At 67.1% G+C, this 11,993-nt stretch carries 12 protein-coding genes and 1 pseudogene; 7 read left to right on the plus strand and 6 right to left on the minus strand.

The genetic code is table 11. From position 1 onward, the window contains the following. Nucleotides 1-698: 698 nt before the first annotated feature. From WS91_RS08290 to WS91_RS08320, 6 genes are all read left to right on the plus strand, one after another. Nucleotides 699-968: a hypothetical protein gene (locus tag WS91_RS08290; protein ID WP_038748370.1), complete on the plus strand. Its 270-nt coding sequence runs from the start codon at nt 699-701 to the stop codon at nt 966-968. A 98-nt stretch (nt 969-1,066) separates the two neighbouring features. Then, complete coding sequence (locus WS91_RS08295; protein WP_059670100.1) at nt 1,067-2,605, plus strand: carbohydrate porin; 1,539 nt, start codon at nt 1,067-1,069, stop codon at nt 2,603-2,605. Between the two features lie 406 nt (nt 2,606-3,011). Next, entirely contained in the window at nt 3,012-4,259 is a 1,248-nt protein-coding gene (hpnI, locus tag WS91_RS08300; protein WP_038748373.1) for a bacteriohopanetetrol glucosamine biosynthesis glycosyltransferase HpnI, read from the plus strand. A 91-nt stretch (nt 4,260-4,350) separates the two neighbouring features. Then, complete coding sequence (locus WS91_RS08305) at nt 4,351-5,331, plus strand: lysylphosphatidylglycerol synthase domain-containing protein (RefSeq protein WP_197422224.1); 981 nt, start codon at nt 4,351-4,353, stop codon at nt 5,329-5,331. Nucleotides 5,332-5,679: 348 nt separating this feature from the next. Beyond that, entirely contained in the window at nt 5,680-6,243 is a 564-nt protein-coding gene (locus WS91_RS08315; RefSeq protein ID WP_038748377.1) for a hypothetical protein, read from the plus strand. Between the two features lie 59 nt (nt 6,244-6,302). Next, on the plus strand, nt 6,303-7,112 hold the full coding sequence (locus WS91_RS08320) for a hypothetical protein (RefSeq protein ID WP_059670102.1): 810 nt from the start codon (nt 6,303-6,305) through the stop codon (nt 7,110-7,112). A 162-nt stretch (nt 7,113-7,274) separates the two neighbouring features. On the opposite strand, the gene WS91_RS08325 is transcribed toward WS91_RS08320, so the two are convergent. The 4 genes and pseudogenes from WS91_RS08325 to WS91_RS08340 form a co-directional block, all read right to left on the minus strand. Next, nucleotides 7,275-8,411: a porin gene (locus tag WS91_RS08325; RefSeq protein WP_038748634.1), complete on the minus strand. Its 1,137-nt coding sequence runs from the start codon at nt 8,409-8,411 to the stop codon at nt 7,275-7,277. A gap of 182 nt (nt 8,412-8,593) precedes the next feature. Then, nucleotides 8,594-8,965 carry a glyoxalase superfamily protein gene (locus WS91_RS08330; protein ID WP_059670103.1) on the minus strand — a complete coding sequence of 124 codons (372 nt, stop codon included), beginning with the start codon at nt 8,963-8,965 and terminating at the stop codon, nt 8,594-8,596. After that, a pseudogene (locus WS91_RS08335) lies at nt 8,935-9,739 on the minus strand (YoaK family protein). Before WS91_RS08335 ends, WS91_RS08330 begins: the two are co-directional and overlap by 31 nt. A gap of 17 nt (nt 9,740-9,756) precedes the next feature. Beyond that, on the minus strand, nt 9,757-10,101 hold the full coding sequence (locus WS91_RS08340) for a zinc ribbon domain-containing protein YjdM (protein ID WP_038748385.1): 345 nt from the start codon (nt 10,099-10,101) through the stop codon (nt 9,757-9,759). Nucleotides 10,102-10,213: 112 nt separating this feature from the next. On the opposite strand from WS91_RS08340, the gene WS91_RS08345 reads away from it, so the two are divergent. Then, on the plus strand, nt 10,214-10,552 hold the full coding sequence (locus WS91_RS08345; RefSeq protein WP_059670104.1) for a hypothetical protein: 339 nt from the start codon (nt 10,214-10,216) through the stop codon (nt 10,550-10,552). 285 nt (nt 10,553-10,837) lie between these two features. Here the strand turns inward: WS91_RS08345 and WS91_RS08350 are convergent, their stop codons facing one another. Continuing rightward, on the minus strand, nt 10,838-11,368 hold the full coding sequence (locus tag WS91_RS08350; protein WP_059643261.1) for a chromate transporter: 531 nt from the start codon (nt 11,366-11,368) through the stop codon (nt 10,838-10,840). After that, nucleotides 11,365-11,967: a chromate transporter gene (locus WS91_RS08355; RefSeq protein WP_038748389.1), complete on the minus strand. Its 603-nt coding sequence runs from the start codon at nt 11,965-11,967 to the stop codon at nt 11,365-11,367. The genes WS91_RS08350 and WS91_RS08355 overlap by 4 nt, the downstream gene beginning before the upstream one ends. Between the last annotated feature and the right edge of the window lie 26 nt (nt 11,968-11,993).

An 11,993-nucleotide genomic window follows, 5' to 3' on the forward strand; every position in this document is an offset into this window, starting at 1 on the left:
GTGACGCGCACCGTCTGCCTGGTTGGCTCGACGGCGGCGATGAAAAGGGCGCGGACGTCTTGCCGGTCAGGCGAAATAACTGCTCGAAGATCGACTACTGCAGGTGTCCAAGGCAGATGCCCCATTTGTGAAGATGGCCGGATTCTAGGTAGGCGACAAACTCAATGTCAATGACGTTCATCGACTTCGCGAAAAAAAATTCCGCGTTTGCGGCGCTGTAAGTTTTTACGCGATGAAACCGGGCCCGTTGCTTTCAATCGCTCGCGAAAGGAAAGTCATCGAAAGCCGGAACGTGCGTCGTGCGGCGGCGGCGGCGCGCACGCACGCACGCACGCGCCGATTTTGACGGATGCTGATCGATCCGGCATCTTTATTCGTTTTTTACTTGCGCGCCCACGCGCGGCACGCATACAATCCGCCGCAATTCGTCACAGAAGGAGAGTCCCTCGTGGACACGTCCCCCAGTAGTTGCAGTTCGATGCCGGTCGAAGCCGGCAACGCAATCGCGCGCTAGCCGCCTGGTTCTCCTTCGCCGCTAGCTCGCATTGGTCGAGTTAGCGCGCTTCATCGCGGGTGGCCTTCGTCCGCCCCGTCCGCAGCACGCTTCCTCTGTTCAGTTCTCGTCGCAGGCCGCCTTCCGGCGCGCAAGCGATGCGTTACGTCGTCCGGCGCAGGCCGGAGCGGACGGGAGCGAAGTCATGTTTGTTCAATTTTTCAAGGCTAAGCTCGGACGCTACGCCCATCTCGCGAGCCACCGGATCGTCGTGTCGTCGATCTCGCCGCTCGCGCATGCGGCGAACGCTTCGAGCAACGGCACGGCGCCGGGCGCGGGGTTTCTCGTCTGGCCGGTCAGTTGCGCGATCGTCGGCGCCGTCGCGGGCGCCGTCGGGATCGTCGCGCTGCTGTCCGCCTCGGGTTGTCGCACCGGTCTGAATCAGGCGATGCGCGTTAGCTGGTGGTTCTCGTAAGCACCCGGCAAGCCCGACGGTTCGCCGTGTCCGGCGGGCGACCTCAAGCGGCGAGCGGGCGGTATCCTCGCCCGCATTCATCCAAGCAACGATTCGTCATGAAGAAAACCATCCATCGCATGCTCGTCAAATCCGGCGTCGTTTCCGGCCTGCCGTTGCTGCTGTCGCTCGGCGTCTCGCCGCCCGCGCTCGCGCAAGCCGCGAATGCCGCCGCCGCGTCGCCCGAAAGCGTCGCGCAGCCGTCGCCCGCGGCCGCCGCATCGCCTGCATCGCCCGCGGCGGACGGCGCACAGACGCCGACCGCCGCGCAGGCCGCCGATGCCGCCGCCACGCCCGCTCCCACCGGCTTCTGGGAGCGTTCGAACCTGTTCGGCGACATGGGCGGCCTGCGCACCAAGCTCGGCGATCACGGGATCACGCTGAACCTGCAGGAAACAAGCGAGTACCTGCGCAATCTGTCCGGCGGCACGCGCCGCGGCGGCGCGTACGACGGCCTCACGCAATTCGGCTTCAGCGTCGACACCGAAAAGGCGATCGGCCTGCCCGGCGGCACGTTCAACGTGTCGGGCCTGCAGATTCACGGCACGAGCCTCACGTCGCGCAATCTGCAACTGCTGCAGACCGCGAGCGGCATCGAAGCCGAAGGCACGACGCGCCTCTGGGAGCTGTGGTACCAGCAGTCGTTCGCGGGCGGCCGCGCCGACGTGAAGATCGGCCAGCAAAGTCTCGATCAGGAATTCATGGTGAGCCAGTATGCGGGCACGTTCATCAACGCGACGTTCGGCTGGCCCGTGCTGCCCGCCGTCGACATGCCGGCGGGCGGCCCCGCGTACCCGCTGTCGTCGCTCGGCGTGCGGCTGCGCTACAAGCCGTCCGATGCGTGGACGGTGATGGCTGGCGTGTTCGACGGCAACCCGGCGGGCGGCGCCGGCGACGCGCAGCAGCTCAACCGTCACGGCACGGACTTCAACCTGCACAACGGCGCGCTATTCATCGGCGAGTTGCAGTACGCGCTCAACGCGCCGCCCGCCGATCCGAAGGCGCCGCAGCCGGCAGGCCTGCCGGGCATGTACAAGCTGGGGGTCTGGTACAACTCGGAGCGCTTCAACGATCCGCGCTACGACACGAACGGCATGCCGCTCGCCGATCCGGCGAGCAACGGCGTCGCCGCGACGCATCGCGGCGACTACGGCCTCTACGCCGTCGCCGACCAGATGGTGTGGCGCCCGAGCGCGGACAGCCCGCGCTCGCTGAACGTATTCGCGCGCGTGATGGGCGCGCCGGGCGATCGCAACGTGGTCGATTTCGCGCTGAACGCGGGCGTCACGCTGAAGGCGCCGTTCGCGGGACGCGACAACGACACGGCGGGCCTCGCCGTCAGTTACGCGAAAATCGGCTCGCACGCGCGCGGCAACGACGGCGACGTCGGCGTGTTCACGACGCCGGGCTATCCGGTGCGCCGCGCGGAAACGCTCATCGAAGCGACGTATCAATATCAGGTGACGCCGTGGTGGCAGTTGCAAGCGGACTTCCAGTACGCATTCCGTCCGGGCGGCGGCATTCCCAATCCGAACGACCCGGCTACGCGCATCGGCAATGAAGCGATCGTCGGCGTGCGCACGACGATCACGTTCTGAAGCGTTTCGTCTTCCTCAGCTTTCGCATGCCTTTCACGTTTCGCGCGCGGTGCCGCCGCCAGCGGCATCGCGCGCGCACCCGTCGCTCTCGCGCCGTCAAATTGCTTAAACCGATTTGTCACCGGAATGCCATCAGAAAGTCGGCTCCGCACTTTACTGTGGCTCGTTCGGCCGCGCGCAAGCGGCGCTCCGCATAACCGAGCAATTGCGCCACGCGGCCGGATGCGGCATGCTGAACCGGACGCCCATCCCACGCGAACGCCCGGCTCGGCGCCTCCCGACGAAAGTCGCCTTCACGCGGAGCCATCAGCTTGTTCTGTTCCGATCTCGCCGCTTGCCGCCACGATCGCCCGAACGATCGCGCCCCCGCCGCTCGCATGCGCCGCCACGTTCGCAAGGCCGCGCGATGAAGGCGCTCGCATGGCTCGCCGGCGCCGTCGCCGCGCTGCTCGCGGCGGAGCTGATTTCATTCGGCGACATCGGGCATCTCGTCGCGCTGCTCGCCGCGTCGCTCGCCGCGCTTTGCGCACTCGCCGCCGCGTTCGGCTGCGCATATACGCTGTTCGCGGCGATCCTCACGCAGCGTTTCTTCGCACGCGCGCCGCACGAGCCGCGACACTGCCCGCCCGTGACGATCGTCAAGCCGCTGCACGGCACCGAGCAGGCGTTGTTCGCGAACCTCGCGAGCTTTTGCGAGCAGCGCTACGACGGCCCGATCCAGTATTTGTTCGGCGTGCACGATCGCGACGATCCCGCGCTGCGTGCCGTCGACGCATTGCGCGACGCATTTCCGCGCGCACACGTGACGATCGTCGCCGACGCACGCCTGTACGGACCGAACCGCAAGATCGCGAACCTCGTCAACATGCTGCCCGCCGCCGCGCACGACGTGCTGATCTTCGCGGACAGCGACGTGAGCGTCGGCCCCGATTACGTGCGGCATATCGTCGGCGAGCTCGACGAACCGGGCGTCGAGCTCGTGACCTGCGTGTATCGCGGCCGTCCCGATCCGGGCTTCTGGCCGCGCGTCGAGGCGCTCGTCACCAATCACCAGTTCCTGCCGGGCGTCGTGACGGGCCTCGCGCTCAAGCTTGCGCGGCCGTGCTTCGGCCAGACGATCGCGATGCGCCGCGCCACGCTCGACGCGATCGGCGGCCTCACGCAATTCGCACACCATCTCGCCGAGGATCACGCGATCGGCGAAGCGGTGCGCGCGCGCGGCGCGCGAGTGGCGGTGCCGCCGTTCGCCGTCGAGCACGGCTGCGTCGAGACGCGCGTCGCGCGGCTCGCCGAGCACGAATTGCGCTGGAGCCGCACGATCCGCGCGGTCGATCCGCGCGGCCATCTCGGCTCGCTGCTCACGCATCCGCTCGCGCTCGCGCTGCTCGGCGCCCTGCTGTCGAACGGCGCGGCGTGGGCATGGTCGCTCGTGCCCGTCACGCTCGTCGCGCGCATCGCCGCGAAGCACATCGTCGATCGTGCGACGAAGCGGCCGGTGCGCGACCTGTTGCTGCTGCCGCTCGCGGATCTGATCGCGTTCGGCATCTTCGTCGCGAGCTTCTCGTCGTCGCGCGTGATCTGGCGCGGCTTCAGCTTCGATGTCGACCGTGACGGCCGCCTGTGCCCCGCGCCTGAAAAACGCCCGAATGCCTGATCGGCGCCGCGCGTCGAATAGGCCTTTCTTCGTCATGCAAAACGAATCGACTCGATCTCGAACCGGCACGCCCGCCGTGCTCAACCGGCAACTGATGAAGCACGCGGGGCGCATCGCTGCGCTCGCGGGACTCGCGGTATCGCTCTGGCTCGTCGCGCGCGACAATCCCCGCGAAGTGCTCGGCCTGATGCGCGCCGCCGGCGTCGGGCTCGTCGTCGCGGCCGCGTCGCATCTGCTGCCGATGCTCGCGAATGCGAAGGACTGGCAGACGCTGATCGCGCCGCCCGACCAGCCGCGCCTGCGCGCGATGCTGCGCCTCGTGTGGATTCGCGAATCGGTGAACGGGCTGCTGCCCGTCGCGCGCATCGGCGGCGAGTTCGTGTCGTTTCGCCTGCTGCGCGCGCACGGCTTGACGGCGCCCGCGGCGAGCGCCAGCCTCGTGTCCGACATGCAGCTCACGCTGATCAGCCAGGCGCTCTTCGCGCTCGCGGGCGTCGGCTATCTGCTCACCCGCGCGACGTCGGACACGCTGCGCGTCGCCGGCATGTTCGCATGGGGACTCGCCGCGCTCGCGCCGCTTCTGATCCTGTTCGCACTTGTTCAACATGCGAAGCCGTTCGAGCGCGCGATGCACGCGCTCAATCGCGTCGCGGGCGGTCAACTCGCGTCGCTCGTCGATCGCTCCGCGCAGGTCGACGATGCGCTGAAAGCCGTCTGGCGGCGGCGCGGCACCGTCATGCGCTATCTGTTCTTCTGGCAGCCGCTGCAGCATCTCGCGACGTCGATCGAGATCTGGCTCGCGCTGCATTTTCTCGGCGCGCCCGTGTCGCTCGTCGATGCGCTCGCGATCGAGGCGCTGATCCAGGCGCTCAGCAGCGCCGCGTTCTTCGTGCCGGGCGGGCTCGGCGTGCAGGAAGGCGGCTTCGTGCTGATCGGCGGCGCGCTCGGGCTCGATCCGGCAACGTCGCTCGGGCTCGCGGGCGCGCGGCGAATCCGCGATCTGCTGATCTTCGTGCCGGGCCTGCTCGCCTGGCAGTTCGCGGAGGCGGCCGTCGCGGCGCGCCGTTCGTAGGCGCTCGACGCGGTTCGGCGAGCGCACGCGCGCCGTCACGCCACTTTCAATTTCCGCATGCATGATCGGGCTGGACCGCATCTCGATTCGCGCCGGCGCGCGCATCGCTCGACGCGCGTTCTCGCACCGGTGCATCACGTCGCACGACGAAACAATCGAAGACATTGACGCCGCACACGAATCGCAGCGAGGCGAAGTCCTTGCTGTCGATACGGTGACGCTTCCCCGTTGCATCGATTTCTTGTAACGTTTGCGAGCCGTTGGCGGGATCGAGGACCGCCGGATCGCGACGCGCTGCAGGTCGCGGTCCACAACCAATACAAGACTCACAACAACAAAGGAGGGGACATGCGATGGCAATACCCAACTGCGGCCGCGCTCGCGATCGCCGCATTCGTGTGGGCCTGCGCGCGGATCGTGTCGACCGATGCCGCGCCCGCCGCCGCGCCGGCTGAGCGAGCGGAATCGACCGTTCCCGCCGCGCAGGCGAACGCATTCACCGCCGCGTCATCGGCGGCGCCGCGCTCCGCGCCGCCGCCGCTTCCCCCGCGCGTCGCCGAGTACATCGCGCACGAATACGCGAATTCGGCCGTCACGCGCGAAGCGCTCACGCAGATCGCATATGGCTGGAGCCAGGCCGTCAACGACGTCCGCGATCCGGCCGACGCGAAAACGGCCGGCGACGCGATCGCGAAAGGCATCGCGTGCGCACTGAGCGCACGCGTGCTCGTGAAGGCGGGCGTCGACCAGCAGACGATGCTCGACCGGATCAAGGGCACGCGCGCGGTCATGCTCGACACCGAAGCGGACACGCTCGCCTACATCCGCTTCCAGTCGCTCGCAGGCGGCCAGTTCTTCGACGATCCCGGCTCCGCCTCGTGCGGCTTCAATCCAACGTCCATGCCGAATTGAGCTTACCCGTGCTGTAGCGCTTCAACCATCAACCGAGGGGACTTTCGATGAAAAAGTTAGTGACGCTGATGATTGCCGGCGCGCTCGTCGCGCTGCCCTACTCCACGCGCCTGAACGCCGCGCAGACGGTGACGGCCGCAACCGCCGCGCCCGGCTCCGCGATCGTGTTCGTCAACGGTATCAACAACACGTTCGACGATGCGATCGCGAGCCTGCAAGTGCTGAAGAACGAGCTGAACGCGCGCGACGCGAACAACGCCTACGTGTACGGCAACGCTTACAACGCGACGCAGGGCGCGTTCAACGATCTGTGGCAGGTGTTCAAGCAAAAATCGGTCGAAGGCACGAACCCGGCGGACTTCTGGCGTGCGATCGACGGCGGCGCGATTCCGGCGGGCGGCATGGACGCGGCGCTGCAACAGAAATACATCGACATCCTGACCAAGAACAACATTCCAGAGCTGCCCGATCACCTGAACCAGTACCGCACGTACCTGCAGCAGAGCCGCAAGGTCGTGCTCGTCGGCCACTCGCAAGGCACGCTGTACGCGAACTTCGAGATGAATCTGCTGATCACCGGGCCGGATCGCGCGCAAGGCAGGATCAGCGCGGTGAACGTCGGCAACGCGGCGCGCTATCTGCTGCCGGGCTCGAGCTATCTGACGTCGTCGTCGGATACGGTGATCGGCAGCCTCGGGCTCGTGCAGACGGTGCTGCCGTCGAACTTCTCGCTCGGCTTGCATCTGCTCACCGATCCGCTCGGCCATTCGTTCACGAAGATCTACATGAACCAGTCGTTCACGGCGGCGAAGCAGATCCTCACGCAAGTATCGCAGCAGGCAAGCAACACGGTGATGGCGGCGCGCTAACCCGCACGGCGTGCGTCGCGTGCGATGCACGCGCTGCGTTCTCGCCTCGTGCGACGCGGTTGGCGCGCATCGACGGCGAATTGCGCGGCGCGCCGCATGCCGCAACGAAAAAAGGCCCGCGCGCGCGGGCCCTTTCCGCCGTTCCGCGCGGCGTCCGGCCGCTCAGAAGATGTTGCGCAGACCGATCGCGACGCCCGTCTGGTTGCTGCGGCCCGGCAGTTCGACCGTCGCCGCGCCGTTCACCTTGTTGAAATCGACGGTGCCGTAGATCTCGGTGCGCTTCGACAGCGCGTACTCGACGAGGCCGACGAACGTGTAACGGTTGCCGCTGTCGAGCTGGCCGTTCGCGACCGTCGCGTTGCGCATCCGGTCGTAGTAGAACGCGCCCGTCAGCGTGAGCGCGGGCGTCGCTTGCCAGCTCACGCCGGCGAACGGACCGTCGTCGATCCGGCCCGTGCGCTTCGGCGCGCCGGTCGTGAAGAGGCCCGGTTGCTGCGCGAGCAGCGTGTCGACGAAGCCCGTGTCGTCCTTCGAGTGCAGGTAGCCCGCGTAGATCTTCGCCTTGCTGAATGCGTAGACGACGTTCGCGTGATAGATCGTCTGCTTGCGGTTCGAGTTGTCGCTGTTCTGCTGGACGCCCGCCGCGACGCTCACCGGCCCGGCGACGTACGACAGCGAGAAGCCGTACATGTTGCCCGCGCCCATGTGGCCGGGAATCTGGCCGGAGAAGCCGCCCGAGCCCGTCGACGACGTCGAATCGGTGCCGAACGAGTACATCGCGCCGATCGTCAGGCCGCCGAACGTGCCGCGATACTTGACCGAGTTGTCCGCGTACAGGCCCGCGCCGAGCGCGACGGGCAGCCACGCGTTCTCCAGATAGTTGCCGACCGTCAGCGGATCGTACGTATCGCTCAGCAGATCGAACAGCACGGTCTTCTGGCGGCCGAGCGTCACGGTGCCGTACTGGCTCGTCAGGCCGACGTACGCGGCGCGATTGAAGATGCGCTTGCTGTCCGAGAACGAGCCGTCCTGCAGATTGACGCCGCTCTCGAGATTGAAGATCGCCTTCAGGCCGCCGCCCAGATCTTCGCTGCCGTGCAGGCCGATGCGGCTGTTGGTGATCGCGCCGTTCGTCATGAAAAATCGGCCGTCGTTCTGCGCGTTCGAGTTGCTCAGATAGCGCAGGCTCACGTCCGCGACGCCCCAGAGCGTCACCGAACTCTGCGCCATCGCCTGCTGGCCTGCGGTCGCCAGCATCACCCCTCCTACCAGCCCCGCGATTTTGGTGGTTTGCTTCATGCGCTTTCCTTTGTGAATTGTCTCCGTCTCTTCTTCGGCCACGGCCGCGGCCGGCTCCGCCGCGTGCGGCGGGCCCACGAATCATATGACGATGTAAGCTCTGTAAAAAAATAAACGCCGCGAGAATCGCGGCGTTGTCGTGGTGGCGCAACGATGCGCGCCGGCGGACGGCGCTCGGGGGCTCAGGCGCCCTGCGCGTCGCGCTCGCAAAAGCGCAAGCGGTTGCCGAACGGATCGGCGATCTGCATCACCCGCCCCCAGTCGTATCGCTCGATACCCGGGCGCGCATACGGATAGCGCTTGGCATTCAGCTCGGCATGTAGCGCGTCGATGCCTTCGAGCGGCACGAAGACGGTCGAGCCCGGCGTCGCGTCGCCGTGATGCTCGCTCAGATGCAGGATCAGATCGCCGCGCCGCACTTCGGCGTAAAGCGGCAAGCCGGGCTCGAAGCGATGCTCCCATCCGAGCGTGAAGCCCAGGAAATCGACGTAGAACTCCTTTGCCTTTTGCTCGGAGAAGATCCTCAGCACCGGAATCGCGGAAGAAAACTGCATGAATACGCCCTCGCTATCGTTCTTGTTTCTTGGTCAATGCGTTCGATGGATTCGCCGCGCCGCGCATCGCGCGCAGCGTCGTCAGTCGCGTCGCGCGACGACATCCGCATCGTAACGCGCGCGCCGAACGATTTCAGCGAACGCCGCGACGAGCAGCAGAACGGCGCCCCACAACGCGCCGTCGCCGATCATGCGCGTGACGAAGCCGCCCGCCACCGCGCCCGCCAGAAAGCACGAGCTGATCACGGCAAGCAGGCCCGAGTCGTGCAGCGCGAGCGCATCGTAGCGTGGGATCAGGCCGGCGAACAGCAGTTGCGCGGAGCGCCGCAGGTTGCCCGTCGTCATCACCGACGTGTACGACAGGTTCTCGAGATGCGTAAACGACATCGTCTGCAGCGTCGCGACGAACGAAATGCCCGGAATCAGCCACGCGCTCGACATCGCGGGCCAGCCGAGCGACGCGAACGCGAGGAAGACGATCTCGACGATCAGGCTGATGAACGCGGTATGCCGAATCAAGCCCTTCTGCGCGGCGAGGCCGAGCGTGTGCGCGACGAACACCGCGATCACGAAACCGACGAGCGGCGGCACGTGATGCAGCGCCTGCGCCCAGTCGCCCGCCGACACGTTGATCCCGAGCAGCGCGACGTTGCCCGTCATCGTGTTCGCGAACACGTGGCCGTGGCCGACGTACGTGTACGCGTCGAGATAGCCGCCCGACAGCGTGAGCAGCGACGCGACCGTCAGGTTGCGGCTTGCGGCGTCGAGATTCATCGTCCGTCGCGCGCCGCTCAGACCTTCTTCAGATAGCACGCCTTCAACATGAAATTGCCGGCGTCCATCTTGCAATCGACTTCGTGATCGCCGCCGACGAGACGGATGCTCTTCACCTTCGTGCCCATCTTCAGCGTGATCGACGAGCCCTTCACCTTCAGGTCCTTGATCAGCACGACGGCGTCGCCGTCGGCGAGCGCGTTGCCGTTCGCGTCCTTCACGACAGCTGCCGCGTCGTCATCGGCGGCACTCGCTTCGCCCGCGATCGGCCATTCGTGCGCGCAGTCCGCGCAAATATAATGTTCGCCGTCCGGGTACGTGTTTTCCATCGCGCATTGCGGGCAGGCGGGAAGAGTCGACATGGTGTTGCAACCTTGTTTGCAATTGATTCGGTGGACGGAAGTATACTCGCCCGTCCGCGCCCGCCGCCCGCGGCCGGCGAACCGCCTCTCGATTCACCGCATCGACCTTGCCATGACAGCCGCCAAGTTCTTCCTGCGCTACACCCTCGTGCCGTTCGTCGCGATCGTGCTCGTCGTCGTGTGGACGTTCAACCGCGAGTCGGACGAAATCGACGCGCGCCAGTATGCGGCGCTCGTCGCCGCCTATCCCGGCTTCACGCCGGATCTGCAGAGCGAAGTGAACCGCGCGATGCGCGACGGCAAGCTCGCGAAATCCGATTACTCGTCGATCGTCCGCGATTCGCTCAATCACGGCTACGTGCTCGACTGGTCGTCGCCGGGCGGCGATCTGAACGCCGAGCGCGGCAAGCTGCTCGGCCTCGTGAAGCGCAACGCGCACTCGTCCGAATGACGGCCGGCGAAGCGCCCGGCAACGCGGCCGGCTCGCGCGAACGTTGACGGGATTCGTCGGCGACGCCCGGTCGCACGGCGCAAGCGCGCCGTGCGGAGCTGATCCGACCCGCGCATCGCATGCCGCGACGATGCGCTCGAAACGTCTGCGTCGCAAATCCGGCGCGCGAAGCCCAGGGGGCCGAAGCCCGAGAATCGAGATTCAACGGCCCAGTGTCGAACTTCCCGGCTCGCTCGAAGTCACGCCGCGATGCTCAGCCGTTGCACGGCGCCGCGCCCGCCATCGCTATCCGACGAATCCGCCGATAAGCCCGACGAGCGCGCCGCCCGCGAGCAGCCACAGCGGATGCACGCGGGTACGGTACGCGAGCGCCGCGACCGCCGCCGTGACGCCCCATTGCAGCGCCGACCGGTTCGACGCCTCGGAGATCAGCGCCGCGCTCGCGATGACGAGGCCCGCGGTGACGGGCATCATCCCCTGCTGCACGTAGCGCCGCCACGGCTTGTCCTTGAAGCGCTCCCACGCGTGCAGCGCGGCCATCGTCACGATCGACGACGGCCCGAACTTCGCGAGCGACGACACGAGCAGGCCCGGCCAGCTCGCGACGTGCCAGCCGACGAGCGGCACGATCATCATGTTCGGCCCGGGCGCCGCCTGCGCGAGCGCGAAGAGCGCGGTGAACGCCTGCGCGCTCATCCAGTGATGGACATCGACGACCTGCCGCTGCATCTCGGGCAGGATCGTGTTGCCGCCGCCGAACGCGAGCAGCGACAGCTGGCCGAAAATCACCGCGAGGGAAACGAGCGTGTCGCTCATCGCCGCACTCCCTGCGCGCGTTCGTTCGCGCCGCGCGGGGCGCGCGACGCGAGCCAGATGCTGACGGGCGTCAGCACGAGCATCGTCGGCAGCAACGGCGTGCGCAACACCGCGATCGCGACGAACGCGAGCGCCGCGACGCAAGCGGCCGTGCGCGCGTGGCGCAGCGGCTTCGCCACCTTTATCGCCATCGCGATCAAGAGGCCCGCCGCGGCCGCCGCGAGGCCGCCGAACAGATGATGAACGCCCGGGTTCTGCTGCGTCTTCGCATACAGCACGCCGAGCGCGATGACGACGAGCGTCGGCCCGGCGACGAGGCCGAGCAGGCCGGCGATCGCGCCCGGCACGCCGCGAAACCGCATGCCGACCGCGACCGACAGATTGATCACGTTGCCGCCCGGCAGGAACTGGCAGAGGCCGAGAAGATCGGCGAACTCGTCGGCCGTCAGCCAGCGGCGCTCCTCGACGAGCGCGCGCCGCGCGAACGGCAGCGCGCCGCCGAACGAGATCAGCCCGAGGCCGAGGAAACCGATGAACAGATCGGCGACGCTCACGTCGACCGCATGGCCGCCGTCATCGGGTTCGGAACAGGATTGCATGGGAGTCCTCGCGATTGTCACGAGCC

Origin of the sequence: Burkholderia sp. MSMB1498 (genome assembly GCF_001526245.1) — a bacterium.
Lineage (GTDB): Bacteria > Pseudomonadota > Gammaproteobacteria > Burkholderiales > Burkholderiaceae > Burkholderia > Burkholderia savannae.

Coding starts and splice junctions, on each gene's coding strand:
- WS91_RS08290 (WP_038748370.1), top strand. CDS start 699: ATGTTTGTTCAATTTTTCAAGGCTAAGCTCGGACGCTACGCCCATCTC.
- WS91_RS08355 (WP_038748389.1), bottom strand. CDS start 11,967: ATGCAATCCTGTTCCGAACCCGATGACGGCGGCCATGCGGTCGACGTG.
- hpnI (WP_038748373.1), top strand. CDS start 3,012: ATGAAGGCGCTCGCATGGCTCGCCGGCGCCGTCGCCGCGCTGCTCGCG.
- WS91_RS08350 (WP_059643261.1), bottom strand. CDS start 11,368: ATGAGCGACACGCTCGTTTCCCTCGCGGTGATTTTCGGCCAGCTGTCG.
- WS91_RS08295 (WP_059670100.1), top strand. CDS start 1,067: ATGAAGAAAACCATCCATCGCATGCTCGTCAAATCCGGCGTCGTTTCC.
- WS91_RS08325 (WP_038748634.1), bottom strand. CDS start 8,411: ATGAAGCAAACCACCAAAATCGCGGGGCTGGTAGGAGGGGTGATGCTG.
- WS91_RS08330 (WP_059670103.1), bottom strand. CDS start 8,965: ATGCAGTTTTCTTCCGCGATTCCGGTGCTGAGGATCTTCTCCGAGCAA.
- WS91_RS08345 (WP_059670104.1), top strand. CDS start 10,214: ATGACAGCCGCCAAGTTCTTCCTGCGCTACACCCTCGTGCCGTTCGTC.
- WS91_RS08340 (WP_038748385.1), bottom strand. CDS start 10,101: ATGTCGACTCTTCCCGCCTGCCCGCAATGCGCGATGGAAAACACGTAC.
- WS91_RS08315 (WP_038748377.1), top strand. CDS start 5,680: ATGCGATGGCAATACCCAACTGCGGCCGCGCTCGCGATCGCCGCATTC.